The sequence below is a fragment of the Desnuesiella massiliensis genome (genome assembly GCF_001403615.1).
Taxonomy (GTDB): Bacteria; Bacillota; Clostridia; order Clostridiales; family Clostridiaceae; genus Desnuesiella; species Desnuesiella massiliensis.
Window position 1 is genome coordinate 186322 of record NZ_LN879454.1, and the last position, 25730, is coordinate 212051.

Annotated in this window: 23 protein-coding genes; 10 read left to right on the top strand and 13 right to left on the bottom strand. The window is 32.2% G+C overall.

What is annotated here, in order from left to right:
- Positions 1 to 190 precede the first annotated feature (190 nt).
- Both BN2665_RS04680 and BN2665_RS04685 read left to right on the top strand, forming a co-directional pair.
- Positions 191 to 928: a LytR/AlgR family response regulator transcription factor gene (locus tag BN2665_RS04680; protein ID WP_055665961.1), complete on the top strand. Its 738-nt coding sequence runs from the start codon at positions 191 to 193 to the stop codon at positions 926 to 928.
- 27 nt (positions 929 to 955) lie between these two features.
- The gene (locus BN2665_RS04685) at positions 956 to 2230 is read left to right on the top strand and encodes a sensor histidine kinase (RefSeq protein ID WP_055665962.1); all 1275 of its coding nucleotides are present in this window, start codon (positions 956 to 958) and stop codon (positions 2228 to 2230) included.
- On the opposite strand, the gene BN2665_RS26645 is transcribed toward BN2665_RS04685, so the two are convergent.
- The gene (locus BN2665_RS26645; protein ID WP_082435794.1) at positions 2222 to 2362 is read right to left on the bottom strand and encodes an AgrD family cyclic lactone autoinducer peptide; all 141 of its coding nucleotides are present in this window, start codon (positions 2360 to 2362) and stop codon (positions 2222 to 2224) included. The two genes, BN2665_RS04685 and BN2665_RS26645, sit on opposite strands and share 9 nt — an antisense overlap.
- Positions 2363 to 2935, bottom strand: a complete 573-nt coding sequence (locus BN2665_RS04690) for an accessory gene regulator ArgB-like protein (RefSeq protein ID WP_055665963.1) — start codon at positions 2933 to 2935, stop codon at positions 2363 to 2365.
- A gap of 244 nt (positions 2936 to 3179) precedes the next feature.
- On the opposite strand from BN2665_RS04690, the gene BN2665_RS04695 reads away from it, so the two are divergent.
- Complete coding sequence (locus tag BN2665_RS04695) at positions 3180 to 3863, top strand: ATP-binding cassette domain-containing protein (RefSeq protein WP_055665964.1); 684 nt, start codon at positions 3180 to 3182, stop codon at positions 3861 to 3863.
- 410 nt (positions 3864 to 4273) lie between these two features.
- Complete coding sequence (locus tag BN2665_RS04700) at positions 4274 to 6376, top strand: methyl-accepting chemotaxis protein (protein ID WP_055665965.1); 2103 nt, start codon at positions 4274 to 4276, stop codon at positions 6374 to 6376.
- Between the two features lie 278 nt (positions 6377 to 6654).
- Here the strand turns inward: BN2665_RS04700 and BN2665_RS04705 are convergent, their stop codons facing one another.
- Together BN2665_RS04705 and BN2665_RS04710 are read right to left on the bottom strand one after the other, a co-directional pair.
- The gene (locus tag BN2665_RS04705) at positions 6655 to 7551 is read right to left on the bottom strand and encodes an HD domain-containing protein (protein ID WP_055665966.1); all 897 of its coding nucleotides are present in this window, start codon (positions 7549 to 7551) and stop codon (positions 6655 to 6657) included.
- 127 nt (positions 7552 to 7678) lie between these two features.
- Positions 7679 to 9886, bottom strand: a complete 2208-nt coding sequence (locus tag BN2665_RS04710) for a diguanylate cyclase domain-containing protein (RefSeq protein WP_055665967.1) — start codon at positions 9884 to 9886, stop codon at positions 7679 to 7681.
- Between the two features lie 332 nt (positions 9887 to 10218).
- Between BN2665_RS04710 and BN2665_RS04715 the strand changes: the two genes are divergently transcribed.
- On the top strand, positions 10219 to 10683 hold the full coding sequence (locus BN2665_RS04715) for a hypothetical protein (protein ID WP_055665968.1): 465 nt from the start codon (positions 10219 to 10221) through the stop codon (positions 10681 to 10683).
- Between the two features lie 255 nt (positions 10684 to 10938).
- On the opposite strand, the gene BN2665_RS04720 is transcribed toward BN2665_RS04715, so the two are convergent.
- From BN2665_RS04720 to BN2665_RS04735, 4 genes are all read right to left on the bottom strand, one after another.
- Positions 10939 to 12018 carry a GerAB/ArcD/ProY family transporter gene (locus BN2665_RS04720; RefSeq protein WP_055665969.1) on the bottom strand — a complete coding sequence of 360 codons (1080 nt, stop codon included), beginning with the start codon at positions 12016 to 12018 and terminating at the stop codon, positions 10939 to 10941.
- A 15-nt stretch (positions 12019 to 12033) separates the two neighbouring features.
- Complete coding sequence (locus BN2665_RS04725) at positions 12034 to 13194, bottom strand: Ger(x)C family spore germination protein (RefSeq protein WP_055665970.1); 1161 nt, start codon at positions 13192 to 13194, stop codon at positions 12034 to 12036.
- Positions 13184 to 14761 (bottom strand): spore germination protein, encoded by a 1578-nt coding sequence (locus BN2665_RS04730; protein WP_055665971.1) that lies wholly within the window; start codon positions 14759 to 14761, stop codon positions 13184 to 13186. The genes BN2665_RS04725 and BN2665_RS04730 overlap by 11 nt, the downstream gene beginning before the upstream one ends.
- Before the next feature lie 141 nt (positions 14762 to 14902).
- Positions 14903 to 15652: a MurR/RpiR family transcriptional regulator gene (locus tag BN2665_RS04735; protein WP_055665972.1), complete on the bottom strand. Its 750-nt coding sequence runs from the start codon at positions 15650 to 15652 to the stop codon at positions 14903 to 14905.
- Positions 15653 to 16033: 381 nt separating this feature from the next.
- On the opposite strand from BN2665_RS04735, the gene BN2665_RS04740 reads away from it, so the two are divergent.
- From BN2665_RS04740 to BN2665_RS04760, 5 genes are all read left to right on the top strand, one after another.
- Positions 16034 to 17587 carry a PTS transporter subunit EIIC gene (locus tag BN2665_RS04740; protein WP_055665973.1) on the top strand — a complete coding sequence of 518 codons (1554 nt, stop codon included), beginning with the start codon at positions 16034 to 16036 and terminating at the stop codon, positions 17585 to 17587.
- An 18-nt stretch (positions 17588 to 17605) separates the two neighbouring features.
- Positions 17606 to 18931: a 6-phospho-alpha-glucosidase gene (locus BN2665_RS04745; RefSeq protein ID WP_055665974.1), complete on the top strand. Its 1326-nt coding sequence runs from the start codon at positions 17606 to 17608 to the stop codon at positions 18929 to 18931.
- 140 nt (positions 18932 to 19071) lie between these two features.
- Positions 19072 to 19599: a GNAT family N-acetyltransferase gene (locus BN2665_RS04750; protein WP_055665975.1), complete on the top strand. Its 528-nt coding sequence runs from the start codon at positions 19072 to 19074 to the stop codon at positions 19597 to 19599.
- Between the two features lie 140 nt (positions 19600 to 19739).
- A complete protein-coding gene (locus BN2665_RS04755) occupies positions 19740 to 20363 on the top strand; it encodes a TetR/AcrR family transcriptional regulator (RefSeq protein WP_055665976.1) in 624 nt (207 codons plus the stop codon).
- A gap of 153 nt (positions 20364 to 20516) precedes the next feature.
- The gene (locus tag BN2665_RS04760) at positions 20517 to 21098 is read left to right on the top strand and encodes a hypothetical protein (RefSeq protein ID WP_207643671.1); all 582 of its coding nucleotides are present in this window, start codon (positions 20517 to 20519) and stop codon (positions 21096 to 21098) included.
- A gap of 142 nt (positions 21099 to 21240) precedes the next feature.
- On the opposite strand, the gene BN2665_RS04765 is transcribed toward BN2665_RS04760, so the two are convergent.
- The 5 genes from BN2665_RS04765 to BN2665_RS04785 form a co-directional block, all read right to left on the bottom strand.
- Positions 21241 to 22728: a sensor histidine kinase gene (locus BN2665_RS04765; protein ID WP_074042223.1), complete on the bottom strand. Its 1488-nt coding sequence runs from the start codon at positions 22726 to 22728 to the stop codon at positions 21241 to 21243.
- Positions 22721 to 23404 carry a response regulator transcription factor gene (locus BN2665_RS04770; protein WP_055665977.1) on the bottom strand — a complete coding sequence of 228 codons (684 nt, stop codon included), beginning with the start codon at positions 23402 to 23404 and terminating at the stop codon, positions 22721 to 22723. Before BN2665_RS04770 ends, BN2665_RS04765 begins: the two co-directional genes overlap by 8 nt.
- A 313-nt stretch (positions 23405 to 23717) precedes the next feature.
- Positions 23718 to 24170 carry a DUF4342 domain-containing protein gene (locus BN2665_RS04775; protein ID WP_055665978.1) on the bottom strand — a complete coding sequence of 151 codons (453 nt, stop codon included), beginning with the start codon at positions 24168 to 24170 and terminating at the stop codon, positions 23718 to 23720.
- Between the two features lie 126 nt (positions 24171 to 24296).
- On the bottom strand, positions 24297 to 25055 hold the full coding sequence (locus BN2665_RS04780) for a hypothetical protein (protein ID WP_055665979.1): 759 nt from the start codon (positions 25053 to 25055) through the stop codon (positions 24297 to 24299).
- Positions 25056 to 25122: 67 nt separating this feature from the next.
- Complete coding sequence (locus tag BN2665_RS04785) at positions 25123 to 25683, bottom strand: hypothetical protein (RefSeq protein WP_055665980.1); 561 nt, start codon at positions 25681 to 25683, stop codon at positions 25123 to 25125.
- Positions 25684 to 25730 lie beyond the last annotated feature (47 nt).

Here is a 25730-nt window from a genome sequence, read left to right on the forward strand (position 1 = left end):
TAGAAACAAATTTTCATTTACTTTAAAATAATTGGAGTTTACATCGAGGAAACATTTGTAATAATATATATAATAAGGGAACAACTTCGACTGTTAACTTATATATGCACCAAAATTCCTTGAAGATCAACATTTTGATGTATGTATAAGTTAAGTTTACGTATGTTTGCCTACATGTCAGGAGGAAGCTATGATAAATTTACTTGTAATAGAAGATGACATAAATCAAAGAAATAATCTTATTAAAATGATCAAAGAAATGGAGTTAGATATAAATATATATGAAGCAGACGGACAAGAACAAGCCTTGGCTATAGCAAATAAGCAGGATATAAGCTTTTTTTATATAGATATAGAATTAAAAAATTCTTCAGGGCTACAACTGGCTCAAGAACTTAGAAAAATCGAAAAGTACAAGCTATCCTGGATAATATTTATAACCTCTCATGTAAAATTTATGCTAGAAGCTTTCAAGGAAATCCATTGTTATGATTATATAATAAAACCTTTTAAAAAATCTGAACTGCAAGAAATGACTAAGCTTTTGGCTAAGAACGCTTTTAATAATAATAGCAAAAAAGAAAATCAAAGAGATCATGTGGTTTTTAATAGCAGAGGTATAATGGTAAAAATTTATGTAGATGAAATTATCTTCTTAGAAGTGAGCTTAAGAAATTGCACAATACATACCACCATAGGAAATTATGAGATAACAAAAATGACATTAATGAAAGCTTTGGATATGATAAATAACAAAGACATAGTTCAATGTCACAGAGCCTTTGCAGTAAATATAAATTATATAAAAAAGATAGAACCCTATACCGTTACTAGTTGGAAGATATGCTTTAGAGATACTAAAGACATTGCTTTCATGGGTCCAAGATTTAAGGAAAATCTACTTTGTAAGTTAAATAGAACCGTATAAAAATATTGATAAGTGAGTTGTTGAAGTATGGATAGATTTATTACATTTATATTTACTTTTTTAGAATTATCTTCAGTAATGCTTCTTTGGAGTAAGTTTCATAAGGATAAGGAAAAGGTTTTATTAAAAAGCTTAGGTATAATTTTGGGGATAGCTTTGGTGGTGTCAACAAATGTAAAGTTACCATTATTACCTGGGCTCGTTATAAATTATTTATTGTTAATTTTTTCTGTTTTTTTCGTCTTTAAGAAAGATTTAAACGAAAGTATTATTGAGTTTTGTATAGTAATATTAATTACAATGCTTATGCAATTAATACTAACCTTGCTCGCTAATATTATGGGGATGGTTTATACTGGACCAGATAATCAATTACAAATAAAAAGCGGATTTATTATAAATTTAATATTGTTCATATTTAGTTCTTTTATATATAAGTATATTTCTTATGAAGACATATATAAGAAAAATAAGCTTCAGTTTAGAATAATATATTTTTATGTAATTAATTTAGTTGCATATATAATTTTGTCTAGGTTCATATGGCAATATAATAATGAACTCTTTTTAAATAATATAGCTTTCTTTTTAATTTTTCTTTTTGCTGTGTTTATATTAAGCGTACTATTCCTAAAAGATATAATAAGAATAAATGAAGATAAAAAGAATATTGAATTGTATGAACGGTATTCGGAGGTTGCTGAAAATTTACTTACTGATGTTAGAAGGAGACAGCATGATTTTAAGAATCATTTAAATACTATTTATGGCATGGCTCAGGTAACGGATGAAAGGGAAATAAAAGATAAGATAAGTAAATACATAGAGAGTCTTAATTATTCTTTTCATAGTATGGATAAGATCATTCAGGTAGAAAACAAAATAGTATCAGGAATTATTTTTTGTAAGCTTCAGGAAGCTTATGATAAAGGCATAGATTTTCAATATTTAATACAAGGAAATATTGAAGAAATTATAGTTAAAGACTATGAGCTTTCAGAAATTATTTACAATCTATTGGATAATGCTTTTGATGCAGTTTTAGAGATAAAGGATGAATATAAGAAAGTGGTTCTAAGTATAATTAGAGATGAATCTTCTATCCTCATAGAAGTAACTAACAGCAGTTTGACAATTAAGCCTGAGAATATAAACAAGATATTTAAAAAAGGCTTCTCTACTAAAGGAAGCCTTTCACGGGGTTTTGGATTATATAATGTAAAAAAAATAGTGGATTTTTATGGTGGTAAAATTGAAATTTCATTAGAAAACAATCAAACTACTTTTAAAATACTATTTTAAAAGAGACTTTGGTGGTTCTGGTTCACCCCAGAATAAGAAAGATGGAATTATAGCTACTAAACTAGCTACACCTATTAATAATAATCCCATAATGTCTAATGCTGATCTTTTAAAGAATAATTTTGCTTTCATTTAAATACACTCCTTTTTTAAATTTATTAATTGAATTGCTTGTAGAGCAATTGAGAAAATTCCGCAGTTTATGTAATTCACGTCGGACATAAAGCATAACATTGCTACTAAATGAAAGGTAGCTATAAAGGTGGATATTATTTTTACTGTCCATCTTCTTTTTTCATCATTTATTGGCCTATAATGACTTGGACGTGGCGATTGAATAAATATTATTATCAAGCTTAAGAGCCCAATGAGCCAATAATAAGGCTTTGCTAAAGAAAGATTTAATGAAGGTACTATTATACAGCTTAAAGAAAACATGATCAAAGATGATATAAAACATTTAAAAGCTGAATTAAAATGTAACCCTCCAGAAAAAGCTCTAATAGAACAAAAGATTAACATAGAGAATAAAAAGAGGCTTGTCCTACCTAGCAGCGTAAATATTACTAATAGTAGAATAAATTTAATAGCTTCACCTATTAAGGACCGTAGAGAATAGTTTATCTTTTCTAAATCCTCTTTAGATTTAATGCTGCTATTATGTTCTATATAATTAGTAAATTTTAAGGCTAATCTGTCCACCATATTTAATCACCTTCATTAGTTTTAATTATTTTGCTAGAAATTATAGATAAAAAATAACATATAATCATATTAATGTAAATATAAAGTGCATGAAAACGTGATTTTGGGACATTAAAATAAGAAATTGTATTTTAATACCTTTAAAATCAGTATTAATACCTTTTATATTGAATAAAAATTTTTTTTATAACATAATTAGTGTAAAGAAAGAATTATTCCATATACATATAAAGGAGGAATTTTCATGCAAAATAGTATTGTAACCTTGAAAAATGTAAATAAGTTTATAGGTGTGCAGCATGAAAGTATCCAGATTTTAAGGAATGTGGACTTAGATATAGATAAAGGTGAATTTATAGTTATAATGGGTGAAAATCCTAATAGAAGAGTGCTGCTTAATATTGTATCAGCATCTGAGACCCAGAGCTCAGGAGAAGTTATGCTTTTTAATAGGCCCTTAAAATCTCTAAGTTCTTGGGACAAGGATTTATTAAGAAATTATAAGATAGGTGTTGTTAATAAGAATGGAGATTTCTTTTATAATCTGACTGTTTATGAAAACCTTTTAATGGCCTTAGACATAGAAAGAGATTTAGGATATGATGAGAAGAAAAAAACTATTGAAGATATATTGGATAAGCTAAACCTAAAATGGAAAAAAAGTGATTTTGCCTATGCGCTAACAAAAGAAGAGCAAAAGAGATTGTCTTTAGCAAGGGCACTTATTAAAAATCCTGAAATATTATTGATTGATAATGCAGCTCAGGAGCTAAAGCCAGAGGAAGAAGAATGCATAGCAACCCTTCTAAAGAGTATTTCTAAGGAAGGAAAAGCTATAGTTATATTCTCTAAAAATGAAAGAGTTGTTAGATATGCAGACAAGCTTTATAAGCTTGATACAAATGGAGAACTAAATAGATATTTCTAATTCCCCCAATCCATAGATTTTGCCTCCCTTTATTTAGTATTCTAATTTTAATTAGACTATTAACATAGAGGGAGGCCTTGTTTTTTGGAAAATAGTTAATTATTTAACGGGTAATCAAGATTTTTTTGTAATTATTACTAAATTTATCCTAAAAATTTTGATTTCATAAAAAATAGCTGTAACCATTAATTTAGAAATAATTAAGATTAAATTAAGGTAATTCTTCTTGTTTTTGGTGTATCATACTGCTATAATCATTTTTGTGCAAAATTATGCTTGTTTGGAATGTTCTGATATGTGCATTATGAAACTATATATAATAAATTTAAAAATTTAAGAAGTATAATTTTTAACATATTATAAGGGTATAAAGTTTAATCGATTTGTATGGGATAAATGGAGGGTAAATAATGTTCAAAAAATTAAAAATCGCTAATGCGTTGAGCTTAGCTGTAGGTATTGTAGTAACTCTAGGGTTCATAACATTACTTGCAGCAAGTTCTATTTTTCAGCTAAAAAGCAGTGTTGAACAAAGCGAAAACATAGCAAAGGAAGTATCAAAATCTAGTGCTTATACGGTACAGAGCTTATTTGAAGGTGATGCGCTTTCAGCTTCTAAGCTTGCAGAGTCAGTAGAACTGCTTAGAAAAAATAACTTAGTTGATAGAAATAAAGTAATAGAAATGCAAAAGGAATTTTTGAAAAATCATCAAGGAATATTAGGGGTAGCCATAACCTATGAACCTAATAAATTTGATGGGAAGGACAAAGAATTTGTAGGTGTAGCTGAGTACGGACCTAATGGAGAGTTTATGCCTTACGTATTTTTAAAATCTCCCCAAGAATTTGGACAAGAAAATTCAGCTTTAGAGGATTCTAGGTGGTATGAGGAAACTAAGAATAGTAAAAAAGTACATATAACTAATCCTATGGAAGTTAAAATAGGTGGACAAAGTATTAGTATTATTTCTATAGTAGTGCCTATATTAGACAAAGGTGAGTTTTTAGGTGTAGTAGCTTTAGACATGCCTTCAGACATATTTCAAAATGGTATATCGAGCATAAAACCCATGGGAGGCTATGGGCTGTTACTTGATAAAGATGGAGTATTTGTGGCAGATGGAGTAGATGGGGGCAACATAGGCAAAAAGGCTCTAGATATAAATAAAGGATTAGGGAGCTTATTCGAAGAAACCTCTAAGGGTAAAGAAAAAACAGAATATGGTTATTCAAATAGATTGAAAGAGGATGTGCTATGGGTGGGAGAACCTATAAAATTGGGTGAATCTGATGACTATTGGACTTTTGTATCTGTTATACCTAAGAGCGCTATATTTGAAAACTTTTATGCTTCTCTAAAAACCAATGCCATAATTGCATTGATTTCACTGGTGGTAATTGTAGGTATATTAAGATTTATATTAAAGAGAATGACTGGAACCATAGCTGAGGCTTCAAGCTTCATTGTTAATATGTCAGAAGGGGATTTTTCTAAGGAAGTACCTGATAGAGCTATGAAATTTCGTAATGAAATCGGAGATCTGGCAAGAGCTCTAGATAGGATGCAAAAATCTTTAAGAGAATCTTTAGGAGATGTAATTAAAGGTGCAGATAAGATAAATTATGCTAATTCTCAAGTACATGAAGCAATGGCTCATTTAAATCAAAATACTGAGGAAACTAATGCTACCGTAGAAGAGGTTTCAGCAGGTATTGAAGAAACTGCGGCCCATGTAGAGGAGATCAGTGCTTACGCTCAGGATATAGAAAAATCTGTTAGTGTTATTATGGAAAAGACAGAGAACACCTCTAAGGCAGCAGAAAATATAAAAGAGCAGGGTATTTTACTTCAAGGTACAGCCTTTGAAGCAAAGCAAAGAACAGAAAAGCTATATGAAGAGGTTAAGGAAAAGCTTTATAAAGCTCTAGAAGAGTCTAAAGCTGTTGAAAAGATAAGCTTACTATCAGATTCTATATTGCATATAACCTCTCAAACCAATTTACTTGCTTTAAATGCTGCTATAGAGGCGGCAAGAGCGGGGGAATCTGGTAAAGGCTTTGCTGTAGTAGCTGAACAAATACGTAAATTGGCTGAGGATTCACAAAAGGCGGCCTCGGAAATACAAAATGTGACGAAAACTATATATGGTGCAGTAGAAAAATTAACAGATAGTTCTGAGGTTATACTTAATTTTGTGGAGAAGGAAGTATTTAAAGATTATAATACTATGCTAGAAACTGGAGAAAAATATGCAGGGGATGCAGTGACCCTTGATTCATTGATGTCTGACTTCGCTCAAGCTTCAGAAGAGCTATCTGCTTCTATAGAATCTATAGTAAGCTTTATTAATGAAATAAATGTTACAGTAAATGAAGGGGCTAGAGGTAACCAGGTGATAGTAGAGCAGATGAATGGAATAACAAAAGATGTGGATATGGTAAAGGGTGAAATGGATGAAAGTGAAGAAGCAGTTTCAAAGCTTAGAGAAATAGTATCAAAATATAGTATATAAAAAGTAAAAAATAAAATTACTATATATTTTATAATAAAATTTTAATATAATAAAGATATAATTTTAGCTTGGTTGTTAGAGAGATACTATAATTACTCCGTTTGCATGGTAAGATAATTATAAGTAACCCCTCCTACAGGAGGCTGTGAAAAAAGGTACTCTATAGGTTTCGCTACACCGCGCGTGGAGATCCACGAGCGGCCCGCGAAAAAGAGCACCTATGTTTTTCACATCTTCCTATAGCCAAGTTAATTTTTTTAAAAAATATTTAGAGGATTTTACACATATATCCTGCCTTCAATCCTTCTATCATAAGCACTCCAGTTATTTGGAGGTACATCTTTTTTTATGATTTCTATTTTATTCATAGTGGCATCTATATAGTCTGCATAATGTACTATATATGCTTCTTCAGAATTAGGTGCTTTGGGTGAGCCAAATTCAGGTTTGCCATGATGCTGGATTACGCAGCCCTTTAATCTTAATTTGAAATCTTCGGTATATAGATCAGTGTTAGCCTTAAAGGCTTCTTCTAGCATAGTTATGCCTATAACAATATGACCTTCCATATCTCCCCTAAGAGTATAATTAAAGGGCCCATCATAATACATCTCTTCAATCTTTCCAATATCATGGAGTTTAGCAGCAAGTATAGCAATTTCTTTGTTTCTGCAGTTGTATCTATGAGCTAAAACCTTAGCTAGGTACATTACATTTAGGGTATGTTCTGCCAGGCCTCCTATATAGTTATGATGCTGCCTAACACCACCTATGGCTTTCTTAAATTTACTTAAAAAAGCTTCATTTTTAAAGAAGTAATCATTCAAGGTTATACATTCTATAGAATTAAACTCTTCTTTGGATATGGTATCAAGTTCTCTCATAATATCCTCTATAGGTCTTTCCACTGTAGGAATATAATCCTCAATATTATACTCACTAATTTTAGAACAGAAGGAAGCTTCGAATAAATTGCTCAACACCCCTATGACCTTGATTACATCTCCAACCTTTAAAAGGAATTTTGGATCGGGAACTAAAGCTTTAATATCTCCCGTAATATCTCCCATGTAAATAAGTACATTATTACCTTCCTTACTAAGTATCTTCTTTATTATAAAGGTAGATTCTATTTTTTTACCCATAGCAATATCTTTTATGCATACTCTTTTCATAGCTTCATCTCCCAATGTTTATTTTTTATATATACATACAAAAATTATTAGCAATAATCAAAGAAATATGCAAAATAAAAACTGTAAGATATTTCACTTACAGTTTTGCTTATATAATTGTGCATGTTTAAGAACAGACTCTATTCCTTCCTTGAGCTTTTGCTTCATATAGGAGCTTATCCACTTTTTCCACAAAATCTAATGAATTATGGCCATTCATGGGCACTATGGTAGAGGCACCTATACTTATGGTGACATGGGGATTAACCTTAGAATTTATATTAGGTATTTTTAAGGCTTCTACGGTACTGCGTATTTTCTCTGCTATAAAAAGACTTTCTTTTGCAGAAATTCCAGGTAACACTATAATAAATTCTTCTCCTCCATACCTAAAAGCAAGATTTGAATTGCTTTCTAAGCACTGTACCAAAGTTTTTGCTACAAGCTTTAAACACTCGTCCCCTTCTAAATGGCCATAGGAATCATTATAAGCTTTAAAATAATCTATATCTAGAAGCAGCATAGAAAAATTTCTTTTGTCATTTTTGCAAGCTTCCCACTGCTCCATGAGATATTCATCAAAATAGCGCCTATTGGGGATTCTAGTTAAGCCATCCATGAAAGAAAGTCTCTTTAACTTAGCATTAGCTTCTGTTAGTTCGCTTTCTAACTGTTTTTGCTTTGTTATATCTCTTCCAACTCCTACTAAACCCAACACTTCTCCATAGGTATTACATATGGGGGATAAAGAAGTCTGGAAGGAGAACCTACCTTTACTAGTATCCATGTTCCATTCATAAACTACATTTTCGCCTTTTAGAGCCTTTTCATTTGCTTCTTCATGTACTTTACCAGCTGCATCGCCAAAAATCTCTGTTGAGGTTTTCCCAAGAAAAGTGCTAGTAGATAATTCGTACTTATCTGTCCATTGCCCATATAAACCAGTATACCTTTGATTAGCATCAAGAGTAAAGATTATATCATTTATGGAGTGCACAAGAGATCTAAATTTTTCTTCACTTTCTGCTAGACGAATTTCTGCTATTTTTGATTGAGTTATATCTCTTATCATATAGATTAAATAAGCAGGCTCGCTTATGGTAGCAGGCATCTTTGTCACAGTTACTTCGGTATAAATAATTTCACCGCTAGCTGTAAAGTATTTTTTTTCAAAGCTGCAATGGTCTGCTTCATTAGATTTTATTTTTTCTATAGCCTTCAGTTCTTTAATTAGATCACTAGGAGAGCAATTTTCCTCTAAAGAATCTAGTTTTTCATTGCCCAACAATCTTTTATAAGTAGGATTATGCTCTATTATGTTGCCTTCCATATCCTTTAAAACAATGCCCATACCAGCATAGTTAAACAGAGAAGACAATCTTTGATTTGATTTTTCTAATATTTCTTCCATGTGTTTTCTTGGTGAAATATCTTTAGAAACACAAATATACTCTTTTAAAGAGTTGTCTTTATTTTTTATAGTTTTTACACTGGTTTCAATCCACTTATACTCGTTGTTCTTACATTTTATTCTATATTCCAAGGAACTTTCATCCTTCTGATAAGATGTACTCATAAACAATTTATTAATTCTTTCAATATCTTCACTAAAAATAAGTTCCGTTAAATCCATTTGGCGCAAATCTTTTAGGTCATATCCTAATAAGGATTGGCAGGAGAGAGAAGCATATATGATCTTGCCCTCTGGGTCGTGGGTAGAGATTGAATCTGCCAAATTATCTGTAACTAAACGATAATATTTCATTGCTTTATAACTGGTGTTAGAAGAATGGACATAAGAACAAAGAAAGTAGGTAAACACCGCACCTATAATGGATACTAAATTTAAATATTCTATTATTTTTATTAGCTTATAATTATCGTTAATGACAATTAAGAAGCTTAGATTTACTGAAGTGAGAGTTATAAAATTAAGAAGAATATATTTTAACATAGGTTTTAACTTTAATTTACAGAAAAATGCACATAAAGTTCCCATAATTATAGCATTACAGGCAGCGATAAAGGAAATTTTACTAATTCCAAAGGCTGCAATTCTATAGATAGCTATGCAAGCTGCAGTTATAAGTGAAGAAATAGGCCCTCCATAAAAAGCGGATATAACTATAGCAATATGTCTTAAATCCACAATAATAGTATCATTTATGCGCACGGTGTAAATCATTAGAAACATGCCTAATACACCACAACCACCACCAACTAAAATTTTATAAATAGTCTTTGAACTATCTAGCTCTCTATCTTTAAAAAACTGTGCTGCTACAAAAAGTAATGAGGATATAATTGAGATATTAGTAAATAAGTCAAAAAGCAAAGTATCACCTTCCATAATATAAACAATATTACAAACTAAAACACCAAACAACAATTTAAAGGTTCAAAAATTGTATTTATAATATTCATTATAGTAAATATAATCATAAATTGTAAGCATATTTCTTATATTAAGAAATATATAATAAAAGGTCATATAGAAAATATTGGAAAACAAATCTCTTTTAAATATAATATTTTATAGGAGGCTGTGAAAAAAGGTGCTCTATAGGTTCAGCTACACCGCGCGTGGAGCCCCACGAGCGGCCCGTGAAAAAGAGCACCTATGTTTTTCGCATCCTATTATATATAAACAAAAGGGGAGAGTGTGATATGAAAGGGAAAAGATTGCTTCTATGTATTATAGCCATTTCTTTTGCTGTACTTATGTTTACGGGATTTAAAAGCGTTACTTATAACAAAGGCATAAAAGATCCTAATTACAAGGACGTAAAGATTATTACTAAGGAAAAAGAGGCCTCTAAAGTAGCCAGATTAGTATTTGAAGAATATCTAAAAAGCTATGAAAATAAAGATGTGAAGGATAATTTGAGGCTAAAGGACTTTAAGATTGATAAAATAGAAAAGATAAGGTATTTAGAAAACTACCCCGATGCCTTTAGCTTCTTCGTTAAATATTCAGTTAGAACAGACATAATGGATAGTCAATGGATTAAGGCCAATGGGAAAAACTCCTTATTTAATTGGAAAAAGGATAACTATTGTTATGTTGAATTACAATGTATTAATGATAAATATACTATAAAGACTTTGAGTGAAAATATAGCTTTGAAGTAGATCTTTCAATGCACAGTTCACAATGAAGGAGGATTTTTCTACGCTTCTCTATGAAAAATCTGAAATTGTATTTTTTAAGTGGCTTTGCCGTTTAGAAAAAAGTCGTAGCTAAGCATTAGCAACGCTTTATAAATTCTCAATTTTTTCGCAGCGCCAGTGGAGAAAAAATTTCCTCAATTGTGCACTGTGCATTAAAAAAAGGCTAAAGAATAGCCTTTTAATAAAAATTACCTTAGTAATTTTTATTTATAACATCTATAGCTTCCTAATTGATGCTACAAGCCAGGTAATTGGAATTAAAATAGCTAGAGGTAGAATTATAATTGGATTTTTCATTATGTCTAATTTTATAATTTGAACTATATTATCTGGTAAGGTGGCTAGGATAATATTAATAATCACCACGGGTAAGATTAAAGTCTTATAGTTTTTTAAGTTTAGCCACTGAGCTAGACCAATAACCGGCGGATAATAAAAAACTAATAGTTCTAAATAACTTGATAACATCCAAAGCAGCATAAATACAGCTTCAAGACCTGAAAGAAAGTTAGCGATTAAGATGTATCTAGACATGTAAAATACGGGGAAAACCAGCTTAACTATAATATCCATTCCTGCAAAGCCTAAACCTATAATCACTAAAAGAGATAGCAGCACTCCAGATATGGAGGAACCTATAATTAATGCCTTTTTACCTTCCTTTTTGTCCCTTAAACAAGGAAACCATAAGGCCATAAAAAGCACAGTTTCTACGGCGTAAGGAAATAGTATGAGCTGAGATTTTAAAATGGGCATAGGGCCATTTTCTAAAAGTGGCAATATATTAGAAAAGTCTACATTTGGACTAATCATAAGCATCAATAAAACTATAAAGATAATTATAAGCAGGGAAAATAATTCTGCTGTCCTAGCATATACTTCAAAGCCACTTCTCATTACATAGATAATTAGTATAGACATTAAAATATTTACAGCCATTGCCGGAGTGTAGGGAAGAAAAAAGCGCATTAGTTCTATAATCTCTCTCATAATCAATGGGGCCATTATCCAAAAACCTAAAATATAGTAAAGGGATGCGACTTTTCCTAGGAATTTACCAAGGACTATAGGAAGATATTGCACAAAGGTTTTTTCAGGAAAGCGGAGATTTAAATTTATTAGAAACAAGCCATCTATTATAGCTAAAATATAAGCTAAAAGCACTGAAATCCAGCCGTCTCTTCCTGAATATTGAACTGCTGGTCCTTGTATAACTACAAATATATTACCTAAGCCAGCTGCAATTATTAGCATCAGTGCCTGATGACCAGATATTCTTTCCTCATTCTGAAACAAAAAACCCAACTCCTTTTAAGGTTTAATAGGATCAATAATCTTGCCCGTTGCTCTTAATTTAACCTTAGCATTTACTTCTATGTTTACACCTGGATATATTTCTTCCCAACTATCTTTAATCTCCTTCCATTGCCTTGGAAGTTTTTTATGAATTTCCTCTCCAAAACCGAAAACATCTGTTTTATACTCTTGTTGAACTCTTTTAAGGCATGCTTCTACTTGTTTTTTAATTTCCATTTCGAACTGGTTTTCGAAGGAGTTAATTGCCTCCGTTGAGTTCATTTCTATATTGCTATCATTTTCTCCTATCAATCCTTCTTCATAAATATCTATAATAATTTTAATTTTCCCATTTGTTATTTTAGGTATTATTTTAGCTTTACCCTTTATTACCTTCTGTGTCAAAATTCCATTAGCTGTTTTAGTATACCCAGTCGCCATAATTCCTCTCTTAAATTTACCAGTAATCCATAAGAGTCCTTTGGTCTCATGCATATCTAACCAGCCAATAAGTTTATCTTTTTTAAAAACAGCACTCCCGCTATAACCAATATCAAAATGGTTATCCTCACTTTTTATTGCTTCTATTTTTGCAGTTACTGGGGATAATGTTTTAACAGAAACATCCTTAATAAACTCATGGGCAGTTTCTACTGGTACAGTAGCCATATAATTACTAGAATTCATCAGATCTAGGATATAATCTGCTGAGATTTTTGAAACATCAACCTGTCTTTGAAGAATATCCGAAGCCTTTCCTTTAGCTACTAAAAGCCATCCTCTTGTGCGATATTCAATACTTCTAAGTATAGGGTTCATAAATGAAATAACTCCATCTCTGGCAGCTTCTTCTCCTATGATAAAAACTCTGCTTTGTTGAAAATATGGATTTTTACTAGTTATCTGTTTATATCGTACTAAGGCATCGCTAAAGGACTTTCCTGTTACTGAAACCACATGGGTGGCAGTTTCACTAGTAGAAGGTTTTAGAGGAGTGGATATGCGATATGGTATTATACTTTGCATTGTCACTACTATTGTTCCTGGTTCCTCTCCTTTGTCAATACCAATAGCCGTAATTACTTCTCTTTGGTTAAGCTCAACATAGTCCCAACAGCCTGTTATATTTATTGAAACTAAAATTAGTATTATTAATAAAATAATCTTATTTTTCATTTTGTTCATCATCCTTATTATCTGTAACCCTTTGAGATTCTCTCCAAGTTATAGAGCTAGGTCTTGTCTTCATTAGCCATAATGGAAATCTTATTATAAAATCCTTCATGCCTTTCAAATTAAAGGGCATAATTGGAGAAAAGTATGGAGTGCCGAAAGAGCGCAGTGAAGCAACATGTATTATCATAAATATGTAACTCCATAGGACGCCGAACAAACCAAATATAGATGAAAATATTAGTATGGGAAACCTTAGTATGGTAACGGAATCTAACTGGGGAGGTAAAAGAAAACTCAGCATTCCACTTAGAGATACTATTACAATCATAATAGGGCTTACTAACCCTGCATTTACAGCTACTTCTCCCATAATCAATGCACCAACTATGCTTATAGCCTGACCAACGGCTCTTGGCATACGTACACCTGCCTCTCTAAGCACTTCAAATATAACTAACATAATAAAAGCTTCTACAGAAGCAGGGAAAGGAATAGCCTCTCTGGTTACATGTATGGTAAGCAAAAGCCTTTCGGGTACTACATTGGGGTGAAAGGTTGTTATGGCTGTATATATGGCTGGGGCAAAGATTGTAAAGTGAAAGGCTAATAGCCTTAATAATCTAATTTGAGATACTAAAAAAGGAGCGGAATAATAATCTTCTGTAGCTTGTAAACTTTCAACAAAAAGATAAGGAACAGTTAAGGCTATGGGGGTACCTTCTGTGAGAATTCCAACTCTTCCCTCCAATATTTTAGCTGCGAGTTTATCTGGCAGCTCAGTATTGCCAACAGTAGGAAACGGAGAAAAGGGTGCATCATCAATAAATTCTTCAATATATCCGGATTCAAGAATAGCATCAATATCTATAGACTTTAGCCTATATCTAACTTCGGCTAGAATTTTTTCATTTACAACTCCCTTTAAATATACAATGCAAACTTTTGTCCTAGTTCGCCTGCCGAGTATCATATCTTCTATTTTTAAGTTAGGATCTTTTATCTTTCTTCTAATAAGAGCTGTGTTAACACTTAAGGTTTCTATAAAGCTTTCTCGAGGACCTCTTACTGAACTTTCAACCTGAGGTTGCTCCACTGCCCTATGCTCCCAGGCTTGTGTCCCCACTTCAAGGGCTTTCTCTTCTCCTTGAAGAAATAAAATTGTATTACCATTTAATACTCCATCTACTGCCTCTTCAATAGTTGGTATTTCCCTTACTTCATTTCCACTGATGGCAAATTTTTTGATATTTTCTAAGTTAATATCATAATCAATGGTAGTCTTACGTAAATCCCACATTAAGGAGTCAAGGATGCTTTCGTTGATTACATTTTTTTCACTTAGATTTCCTATGCTAACAATGAAGGCTTCTATATTGTTTTTACCAACCATAAACTGGCGTAGGTTTATATCCATATTATCTTTAAAAATCTGTTGAATTTCTTTTAGATTTTCTTTTATATCTTTTGAAATTGGAGTGACTGTTTCTTTAGCATTGGAAGGTTTTTGAATTTTCTTATCATTTAGTAGTTTTAAATATTTAGCCTTTCTAAATATATTGCTTAACATGCTAACTCCTCATTCTTTTATAAATTCATTATTTCTAATGATAAGTATATTATTATCTACATTTTTTAGATTATTCAGTTTGTAAGCAAAACAAAAAGCCAATAAATCATTAGCTTTTGATCTATTAGCTTTTTATATGTATTATTGAGTTATAAATTTATCCATGTATCTATAAAACATATATTCCATAACTATTAAAGCGGGAATTCTTGATATGAAATCCATGCTTTTTAAGGAATATTTTGTGGAGCAGATGAAAAGGCATTTATCAGAAAGATTTGATAAAGTATTCATACTCATATTAGTAATAGAAACAATTTTGGCTCCTTGAGTTTTTGCAATACTGCAGGCTTTTATAACCTGAGAAGTCTCTCCAGACATAGATATGGCAAAAACTAAATCTACAGGTTGTAAGGTACTGGCTGAAGAATACATTATAGTAGTATCATCAAAGTAATAACACTGCTTTCCTATAAGCTGAAAGCGTCTTGCCATTTCTCTGCATACGGATCTAGAGGAGCCCTCCCCATAAAAATCAATTCTCCTAGCGCTAAAAATCAATGAGATTATTTCATCAATGAGGGCTTCGTTGATTAGATTTTTTGTTTTTTCTATATCCTCAAAGGTAGTAACCTTGTTGTCTATAGTTTGTTTTTTATTTTGATGCTCTATAGTAAGAGCCAGATTATTTTTAAGTTCCGAGTAGCCAGTAAAACCTAGCTTTTGGCAAAATCTTATGATAGCAGCAGTGGACATATATGTGTTTTGAGCTACATCTTGTATTCTCATCTTCTTTATATCTTTAGCATTTTCAATAAAATATCTTAGAAGCTCTCCCTCATTTTTATTTAAATTAACTCTGTTCTTTTCAATTATAGTAAAGAAGTCCAAGGTTCCACCCCCATAAAATAAAGTAGTTGTATTAGAGATAGTCTTAGTATAGCACTGGCTGAATATTTTTACACTGATAAATAATTGTAAAAAGGATAAAGCTAAGGTAAGCATAGATTTTATAGTAGATTAAGAGGTGTTATAGAAAAGTGAAAAATATTTCATTTTTGAAAAAAATTCAACTTGCAAACTTATTTACTAAAACCTTCAAAACGGTTTCAAAACTCGAAAAATGTCTATATAATAAACTTAGATTTAAACCTAACAGCAATTTCAAAAATATTGGCCAGTATTAAAATTTTGCAAGCTCTTTAATAAATAGTGTCATATTTATAGTTAATAATCTGAAAAAATTATATTCATAAGGAGAGGGGATTTGTAATGGTTAAAAAGTTGAACAATTACTTTCAGAGATTAGGTAAAGCCTTCATGCTTCCTATAGCTTTGATTTCCATAGCAGGTATATTTCTTGGTATCGGATCAGCTTTTTCTAATCCTAATGTTATAGTAAAGATGCCCTTTTTAGGAAACAGTATTTTACAGATGGTTTTTCAGTTTTCTAAAACTGTTACAGGAGCTATCTTTGGTAATCTTCCTGTACTATTTGCCATAGCCCTTGCTATAGGCTTAGCTAAGGATGAGACCGCAGTAGCTGGGTTCTCGGGCTTTGTAGGGTATTTAGTTTTAAATACTACCATAAACTTTGTATTAACCTCAAATAAGATGATAGTTAAAGCTGATTTGATGAGGCAAGCAGGACAAGGTATGACTCTGGGTATTCAAACTCTAGAACTTGGAGTATTCGGTGGAATTATAGTGGGTATGATAGCAGGGGCTCTTCATAATAAGTTCTACACTATAAAGCTGCCAGATTATATTGGATTCTTTGGAGGCACTCGCTTTGTTCCTATCATTACTACAGTAGTTTTTTCTGCGCTAGGATTAGCGATGCCAATAGTATGGCCTCCAATAAGCGGAGCTATACAGGCTGTGGGCTATGGTATTGCAAACCTAAGTTATTTTGGAACCTTCTTATTTGGATTCTTAGAACGTTTATTGATTCCTTTTGGATTGCATCATATATTAAATGCCATGTTTAGATTTACTCCTGTAGGAGGAGAAGCAATAATAGGTGGAAAGAGCATTGCAGGAGCATTAAACATATACTTTGCTCAGCTTGCTTCACCAGATACCGTAAGCTTCTCTACAGAAGCTACCCGTTTCTTAGCTCAAGGTAAAATACCAGTAATGATGTTTGGATTACCAGCGGCAGCCTATGCTATGTTTAAAACGGCTAAGCCTGAAAACAAGAGAGGTGTAAAAGGTGTGCTGCTAGCTGGAGCCTTAGCTTCCTTGGTAACGGGAATAACCGAACCTCTTGAATTTTCCTTCTTATTCGTAGCTCCAGTTTTATATGTGGTTCATGCTGTATTAAGTGGGTTGTCCTTTATGCTAAATCACTTGCTTGGAGTAGCCATAGGAAATACCCAAGGGGGAATCATTGACCTAGTGGTTTTTGGAATGATGCAGCCTCATACTAAATGGATTATAACAGTATTAATAGGTATAGCTTACGCCTTAATATACTACTTCTCTTTCAAATTTATAATAGAGAAAATGAATTTAAAAACTCCAGGAAGAGAGGAAGATGTGACCTATGAGGAGAAAGAAGAAAGCGAAAAAGATGATATGGAGTCAAAGGCTTTTGAAATCATTAAATACTTAGGTGGAAAAGAGAATATTGAATCAGTGAATAATTGTATTACTCGTTTAAGAGTAATTATAAAAGATATGTCTTTGGTAGATGAAACTGGATTTAGAAAAACTGGAGCTAAAGGTGTTATAAAGCCAAGCAATACAGACATACAGGTTATTTATGGCCCTTCCGTTTCACAAGTAAAAATGGCAGTAGTAAAGGCATTAAAAAAACTTTAGTTTAAGGAGAGATGTAACATGAAAAACAGCTTTAATGTGACAATAGTCGGTGGAGGAAGCACTTGGACCCCAGGTTTATTAATGAGTATGTGCAAAATGAAGGACAGATTTCCTATAAAGAAGTTAGTGATGTACGATATAGTAGAGCAGCGTCAAGCAGTAATAGGGGAGTTTGCAAAGGTATTATTAAAGGAAGAGTATCCAGGCTTAGAGTTTTCCTATACTACGAACAAAGAAGAAGCATATAAGGATGTAGATTTTGTATTTATGCAAATAAGAACTGGCGGCTATAAGATGAGAGAGCAGGACGAAAAGGTTCCTCTAAGCCTAGGAGTTATAGGTCAAGAAACTTGCGGAGCTGGTGGTTTTGCTTATGGACTTAGATCCATAAGAGATATGATTGAAATAGTTAATGATGTTAGAAAACACTCAAAGGATGCATGGATACTAAATTACACCAATCCTGCAGCTATAGTAGCAGAAGCCCTAAGAAGAGTATTTCCAGAGGATAAAAAGATATTAAACATTTGTGACCAACCAGTAAATCTATTAAGATCCTATGGAAGGGTACTAGGTATGGATTCCAGTAAGTTTGAGCCTGTTTATTTTGGATTAAACCACTTCGGATGGTTTACAAATCTCTATGACGATGAAGGCAAGGATTTACTTCCAAAATTAAAAGAGGTAATAAATGAAAGAGGCTTTATACCTGTAGATGCAGAGCAAAGGGACAAGTCTTGGTTAGATACCTATGCTATGGTTCAAGATATGGTAAAGGACTTTCCGGATTACTTACCAAACACCTACTTACAATACTACTACTACCCAGACTATAAGGTAGCTCACTTAAATCCTAATTATACTCGTGCTAACGAGGTTATGGATGGAAGAGAAAAGAGAGTCTTTGATGAATGCAGACGTGTAGCAGAGGCAGGTAGTGCTAAGGATTGCCATATGGTGCATAATGATGCTCATGGAGAATTCATAGTAGAGGTAGCAGAATCCATAGCCTTTAACAAAGGCAGAATCTATATAGTAATAGTAGAGAACAATGGTATAATATCTAATATTCAAGATGATGCCATGGTAGAGGTAGCAGCAGTGTTAACCTCCAATGGACCTAGACCTTTAGCTGTGGGAACCATAGGAACCTTTTATAAAGGATTAATGGAATCTCAATTAGCCTATGAAAAATTAGCTGTAGATGCGTACTTTGAAGGCTCCTATGAAAAAGCTCTTCAAGCGCTAACCTTAAATAGAACCATAGTATCAGCTAAAAAGGCTAGAGAAGTACTAGATGCTTTAATTGAAGCTAATAAGGGCTATTGGCCAGAATTTAAATAAGTATAATAGGCATGAGCGAAACAGCTCATGCTTATTAAATTTAAATCAGAAAAAATAAACTAAATGTTGAAATGATTTCTTATTAAGATATAATGGATATTAAAATATATTTTTACAACAATGTTATGAGGGGGATTAAGATGTATCAAGGAAGTAAAGTGAGATTGAGGGAATATAGAAGGGAAGATGCATACCTAGCACAAAAATATATGAATGATGCAGAAATTAAGATGCTTCTTGCACCAGGTATACCCTTTCCTATCACCTTTGAAGAAGAGGAAAAATGGGTAATGAGCAATGTATCCAGCAAAAATGAGTATAGCTTTGCTATTGAAACTCTAGAGGATAATAAGTATATAGGGGGCTGCGGTATAAATGCCTTAGATTGGAAGAACAGCATAGCCACCGTGGGTATATTTATAGGGGACAAGAATTACTGGAGTATGGGCTATGGCACGGATGCCATGAAGGTTCTAATTAATTTCATATTTAATGAGATGAACATAAACAAAATAAAGCTCAATGTTTATTCCTTCAATAAAAGAGCGGTAAAAAGCTATGAAAAATGCGGCTTTAAGATAGAAGGAACCTTAAGACAGGAGATATTTAGAAATGGACAGTATCATGATGAATATGTCATGGGGCTTTTGAGGGAAGAGTTTATTTAATTCACAGAGTATCTTATGCCTGTAGATATACCCATAGTTTACCATGATAAAAGAATAGTTAAAATTATTTAGGGATAATATAAAGAAAGATATTGCAAGAGATTTTTGTAATGTTATAGGGTTAGAAATGGAGGAATAGTATGCCAAAATCTACCTTTAATAATTTGGGTAAAGAAAAAAGAGAGCAGATTATGGAGGCAGCTCTAGATGAGTTTTCATCTAATAGCTATGCAGAAGCTAGCATTAATCGAATATGCAAAGCTTGCCAAATCGCAAAAGGAAGTTTTTATCAGTATTTTGAAGATAAACTAGATCTTTATACTTATCTATTAACAGAGGCTAATGAAGTAAAGCTGCAGTATTTTAGTGAAACACTTAATAAACTTGATCAACTTGGATTTATTGAACAGATTAAAGCGCTTTATATTAGTGGGGTAGAGTTTGCGCTCCAAAATCCTAAGCTTTCAAATCTAGCTCGTGAATTTGCCAAGGAAAAGGATTCTGAGGTTAGACAGGCAATTCTAAAAGGAAATGAGCAAAAGGCTCAAGTGTTTTATGAAGTATTAATTGAGAAGGCAAAGGCCAATGGAACAGTTAAAATAACCACAAATACAGCAGCACTTGCTATGCTTATCCATGCGCTAAATAATGCAGTATATGACTATATGATTGAAAATTTTGGTGCTATGGACTATGTTTCTGGAAAGACAGCTTTATATGGTTTTGTTGATGAGCTGCTTAGCATTCTTAAAAATGGAATTTAATCATATCCATGCATAAATAAAATAATTATTTCCATATAACTTTCAAAAACTATTTGACAATATGACTGGGTGGTCATATAATGAAAATATAAAGTGACTAGGTGGTCATATATTTAATTATCAAAACATATAATGATTAAAGATGGAGGGTATATGGAAAAGAATTTTAAGTTCAATAAGAGACTAGATTTCTATATTGGTATGGCTTTTGGTGCCTTTACATTGTTATTTTTAGTGCTGTTTTTCACCAACGATTCATTTTTCAAATGGGCATTTAATAGGCATCATAATGTATTAAGCTGGTATATTAGACCACTATTTATTATATCAATTGCATTTTTTGCCTATAAACGTAGTTGGACAGGCGTTATGGCATCTATTTTTTCTTTGTTCACCAGCATGTTTTGGTTTCCAGCTCCCCAAAATGTTAATCTTCAAGTTATAGAATTTTTAAAATTTGAGCAAGAGTATTTGAAAGGAAGTTGGGATGCCAGTAAGATCTTTATTCAATTATCTGTACCAATTTTCTTTGCAGCATTGATTTATTCTGCTTGGAAGCACAGCTGGAAATATCTTTTAGTAGTGATTGTTGCTGCTGCGGTGCTAAAAATTCTCTGGAGTGCAATGTTTGCTGGGGATTCAGGATTATCAATTATAAAGCCTGCTATAACAGGATTAATACTTTGCATAGGTTTAGTAGTATATTTCAGAAAGCGAAAAAAGTCCACAAGTTAAAAATTTAAATATTTGCTTATGGTTTATAATGGCGGAAAATTTTCGAGTAGATATACCATTATAATAATATGTGAAGAGGTAGGATTTTAAAAAACTTACTTCATGGGAAACAAGTGTAAAAGTCGTGGCTTTAGCCGCGACTTTATATTTTGGGTAGGGTAATTATTATCTTAGTTCCCACCCCAATCATGCTTTCAACAGTTATATTACCTCTATGCTTCATAATAATCCACTTGGCAATAGCAAGGCCTAAGCCTGTTCCGCCACTTTGCTTTGTTCTAGATTTATCTGCTCTATAAAACCTATCGAAAATATGAGGTAAATCCTCCTTAGAAATCCCCACGCCATTGTCCTCTATAGAAATAATCACGTTAGCATCAGAAGCATTGGAATTTATTTTTATTAGGCCGCCCTCAGGGGTGTATTTGGTGCTGTTATCAACAAAGATTCTAAGAGCTTCTTTAATAAGTCCTCTATCTGCATTTATTTCAACAGCTTGATTTTCGCAGCAGCTTATATTGTGTTTATCATCTATAAGCTTTGTTTCCTTTATTAACTCATCTATAAGCTCATTTAAATAGAAATTGACCTTTTTTATAGTCTGGGTGTTTTTATCACCTCGAGCTAAGAATAAAAGCTGCTCTATAAGGGCTTTCATGTTCTCAGCCTCGGACTTAATGGCTTCAATAGACTCTTCCAATACCTCTTTATCATTTTTTCCCCATCTATCCAAGAGGTTTGCATAGCCCTGAATCACAGAGATAGGTGTCCTTAGCTCATGAGAGGCATCAGAAACAAATTGGTTTTGTTGCTCATAGGACTGTTGAATCCTATCTAGCATGCTGTTAAAGGTATGAGCTAGATCCTTTAGCTCGTCTTGAGAACCGCTTAAGTTAAGCCTAGTGTCTAAAGCGTTTATGGTGATGTTTTTTACGGTTTTTGTCATCTCATCTAGAGGCTCTAGAACCGTCTTGCTAGCTTTCTTTCCTGTAGCTAAGGCCTTTAAAATAGCTAGAATAGTCACTACACTTAGAGCAATAATCAATATGGAAACATAGTAGAACTCCTTATTAAGATGGTCTACTATTTGGAGAGTGTAGCTATTGCCATCCACTTGAAGCTTATGCTCTAAAATCATAATAAACCTTGCAGCATTATTTATGGACACATTGTGAAAGGATAATTTGTCTTCAGAAATAAGTATATATTTTTCCTTTATATTCTCAAAATAAACCACATTCTCTTTGCTTTTTTCAGAAGAAAATAGAGGGGTTTCTTTCTCATCAAATATGGAAATTTGACGTTCATTAACTGTAGAAAGCTTTTCTATGGTTTCGTAGGTAGAATCTATATTGCCCTTTAAATAAGAGTTTATAAGGTCCTTATCCTTAAGCATATCCAGTTTTGAATTATGTACAAGATAGTAAGAAAATCCTGAAAGCGATACAAGCCATATAAAAAATATAAAAGATATAATGGAAAGAGTAAAAGAAGTAGTTATCTTAAAGCCAATAGAGAATCTTAGTTTTTTAACAAAGGCTTTATAAAGCTCAATTGCGGTTTGAGGTAAGGTCTTAAGATATTCTGATAGAAGCTTTATGATGTCATTTAATATATCCTTATTATTCATTTTTTAATACATAGCCCACGCCGCGGACAGTATGGATGAGCTTAATATTATATTTGTCATCTATTTTGCTTCTCAAATATCTTATATACACGTCTACCACATTGGTATCACCTAAGTACTCGTAGCCCCAAACCTTATCTAAAAGCTTCTCTCTGGATAAGACGATATTTTTATTTTCTAATAAGTATTTAAGAAGATCAAATTCTCTTTTAGTTAAGTCTATAGCTTCATCTCTATAGGTTAGGGTGTACTTTTGTAAATCTAGTTTTAAATCACCCATAATTAAGAGATTAGAAGTATCTATCACTGCTTTATTTTTCTTTAAGGCAACCCTTATTCTAGCTAGCAGTTCTTCTATGGCAAAGGGTTTTGTTAAGTAGTCATCTGCACCCATATCTAGGCCCATGACCTTATCCATAACCTGATCCTTGGCAGTTAGCATAATTACAGGCACTTCAGAATGCTGCCTTAATCTCCTTAATATTTCTATACCATTCATAGAAGGCAGCATTATGTCTAAAATGATTAGATCAAAATCACCCTCTAAGGCAGTATTAAGACCTTCACGGCCATCATGACACTGATGAACCTCATAGCCCTCATACTTTAACTCCAGCTCAATAAACCTCGCTATCTTTATTTCATCCTCAACTATGAGTATTTTTTTAGTGGACATAGGGATTCCTCCTCAGCAATGTATGCATGTTAGATATAGGATAAAAATCCCTATAAGGCATCTCCAAAAAAATAATTAGTCAGTCTACTCGTCTATTTTGCGTAATACTGCGTCCACAGAACCCACTAATAGCCCCACTATTAATGGAACCTGTGTCCTTGTCTTACGCAAAATATACTTCGCATCTTTGACTAGTTATTTTTTTTACGATGCCTAATCCAACATGTCTTTAACACTAGTTATATTTCTAATTATACAATAGCGGTAAATAAAAATAACCTATTTTAGTAGGTTATTTTTTGTGTATTTATGCCTATTCAGTTTCTGCAAGCTTTCTTTTAGCGGTAGTAACCGCGGTAGATACCTTATCCAAAGTATCGTTTATCTTCATATCCTCTCCGTTATTTCCTTCTATTCTAATCTTGTGACCAGTAATAAGGGCTATGAGCAAGCCGCCAAGGAATACGGGCATAGCTAGTACAGCAGCTATGACGGTTAAAGTAACCGTAACATTAATAACATCCTTATCTCTTTTCCTTATGATAAATCTTGTGTTATTACCCTTGTTCACTAGGGCTTTAATCTTATCCCATAGGCTCTCAAAGGTTCCCTCAGCCTTATCTTCTTTAAACTTGTGGTTCTTTTCTAGATAGATTAGTGCTTCAAGCATATCTCCGTTAGAATTTTCAAGGGCTTCTTTTGCATCTCCATAGCTCACATTAACTCTTTTTCTTAATTCTTCAATTTGTTCTAAAGTTATATTCATTTTTTAATTCCTCCTAAAATTTAATACTTATCTTATGTTTTTATTATAGGAGGCAATTATTAGAGAAACTTTAGGGAAACATTAGAATTTCATTAGAAATTAATAGTCATTTCTTTAATATTTAATTTATTTATAAGCTGGAGTATTTCCGTAAACTTTTCTAGCTTCCGCTCTGCAAATTTCAATAAATTTATCTCTGTCTGTATCATAGAAACCCACAAGATTTTCATCAACACCACTTATCACTTTATAGGTGCTTGCAATTTTATTAGTAAGTTCTCTACCATTCTTTTTGCTAAGCACTTCAATTGCAGTTACATGATCTTCAAAATATAAAGCAATGTAGTTTGATCTTCTTTTTTTAAAGGCTAAGAGCACCAATGTCTCAGTGATCTTTTTTGGTTTAAACACCACTAGCAATAACTTACTTGCATCATAAACACTAAAGTTAAGGGTACTTAGTTTTCCTTCAATAATGTAGGAGTCAGTACCAACAACGTTTAGTGCTTTATCTTCAAACAATTTATTTTCTTTATATTCTTTAGAAATCTTACTATCAAAAGCGTCAAAATCATTAAGATCCTTTAAATTGAATCTTTCCTTTAAACCTAGATATTTTGGATGAGTTTCAAAATCCATTGAATATTTTTTGTTTTTAACCATGGAAACTATTGCGAAAATTATAAAGGGTGCAAAAATTATTGCTACAAACAAAGTAGGCTTAATGAAAAACTCTGGATCTTGTAAATAGTTAATATATGCTGCTCCTCCTAAAAGTGCAATAAATATAAAAATTAAGTACTTATATGACTTTGCACCTCTCTTGATACTTGTCTCAATATTTTTTCTAATCATACCATCTCTTAAAATTGTATCTTCTGACATTTTTATTTCCCCCTACTTGTATTATGTATTGAACTTAACAGTCTTTAATTTTATTAATATCTCAGATTTATAGTGTCATTTTGTCGCCCATTTTCTCAATGATTGCTTTAAAATTCTCCATTTTACTATACTTAACTTTATAAATTTCTCTTTTGGTAAAATATATGTAAAAACAAAAACCTAATAATCTAAAAGCTAAAAGAGTAATAGTAGTTAGTTCTGAGCCAGCAATAGTTATGACATCATAGTAAAATAATATAGACATATAACTATAAATAGGTACTGATAATAAGGCCTCGTAATAACTAATTCCACTGTTCATTGAAAACATAAATACATCTGCAAAGTAATAGAAGATATGAGGCAATGAAAAGTTTAAAAATGCAATTAATAATATACATGCAAAATTCTCTCTGCCTGTAGCAAATTTTGAGTATATGACAGATGAAGCAAATGGGAAAACGCCCCAACCTATAACAAAATAAACGTCTAAATATCTAACTTCCATAAATATATTTACAATCTCTTGAACTACTAAAATTCCAAGAGTAGCTAACAAAGAAAATATTAGTCCTTTAAAGGATAGAATATTATTTTTAGCCTGATACTCTTCTGAGCTTATATCCATTAAATTCACCCTTTTTTTTATATAATTTTAACTATCTAGTATTTAGG

Bases quoted from the DNA above. Each gene is read 5' to 3' on its own strand.
- BN2665_RS04680 (WP_055665961.1), top strand. From the start codon at position 191: ATGATAAATTTACTTGTAATAGAAGATGACATAAATCAAAGAAATAAT.
- BN2665_RS04685 (WP_055665962.1), top strand. From the start codon at position 956: ATGGATAGATTTATTACATTTATATTTACTTTTTTAGAATTATCTTCA.
- BN2665_RS26645 (WP_082435794.1), bottom strand. From the start codon at position 2,362: ATGAAAGCAAAATTATTCTTTAAAAGATCAGCATTAGACATTATGGGA.
- BN2665_RS04690 (WP_055665963.1), bottom strand. From the start codon at position 2,935: ATGGTGGACAGATTAGCCTTAAAATTTACTAATTATATAGAACATAAT.
- BN2665_RS04695 (WP_055665964.1), top strand. From the start codon at position 3,180: ATGCAAAATAGTATTGTAACCTTGAAAAATGTAAATAAGTTTATAGGT.
- BN2665_RS04700 (WP_055665965.1), top strand. From the start codon at position 4,274: ATGTTCAAAAAATTAAAAATCGCTAATGCGTTGAGCTTAGCTGTAGGT.
- BN2665_RS04705 (WP_055665966.1), bottom strand. From the start codon at position 7,551: ATGAAAAGAGTATGCATAAAAGATATTGCTATGGGTAAAAAAATAGAA.
- BN2665_RS04715 (WP_055665968.1), top strand. From the start codon at position 10,219: ATGAAAGGGAAAAGATTGCTTCTATGTATTATAGCCATTTCTTTTGCT.
- BN2665_RS04725 (WP_055665970.1), bottom strand. From the start codon at position 13,194: ATGAAAAATAAGATTATTTTATTAATAATACTAATTTTAGTTTCAATA.
- BN2665_RS04730 (WP_055665971.1), bottom strand. From the start codon at position 14,761: ATGTTAAGCAATATATTTAGAAAGGCTAAATATTTAAAACTACTAAAT.
- BN2665_RS04740 (WP_055665973.1), top strand. From the start codon at position 16,034: ATGGTTAAAAAGTTGAACAATTACTTTCAGAGATTAGGTAAAGCCTTC.
- BN2665_RS04745 (WP_055665974.1), top strand. From the start codon at position 17,606: ATGAAAAACAGCTTTAATGTGACAATAGTCGGTGGAGGAAGCACTTGG.
- BN2665_RS04750 (WP_055665975.1), top strand. From the start codon at position 19,072: ATGTATCAAGGAAGTAAAGTGAGATTGAGGGAATATAGAAGGGAAGAT.
- BN2665_RS04755 (WP_055665976.1), top strand. From the start codon at position 19,740: ATGCCAAAATCTACCTTTAATAATTTGGGTAAAGAAAAAAGAGAGCAG.
- BN2665_RS04760 (WP_207643671.1), top strand. From the start codon at position 20,517: ATGGAAAAGAATTTTAAGTTCAATAAGAGACTAGATTTCTATATTGGT.
- BN2665_RS04765 (WP_074042223.1), bottom strand. From the start codon at position 22,728: ATGAATAATAAGGATATATTAAATGACATCATAAAGCTTCTATCAGAA.
- BN2665_RS04770 (WP_055665977.1), bottom strand. From the start codon at position 23,404: ATGTCCACTAAAAAAATACTCATAGTTGAGGATGAAATAAAGATAGCG.
- BN2665_RS04775 (WP_055665978.1), bottom strand. From the start codon at position 24,170: ATGAATATAACTTTAGAACAAATTGAAGAATTAAGAAAAAGAGTTAAT.
- BN2665_RS04780 (WP_055665979.1), bottom strand. From the start codon at position 25,055: ATGTCAGAAGATACAATTTTAAGAGATGGTATGATTAGAAAAAATATT.
- BN2665_RS04785 (WP_055665980.1), bottom strand. From the start codon at position 25,683: ATGGATATAAGCTCAGAAGAGTATCAGGCTAAAAATAATATTCTATCC.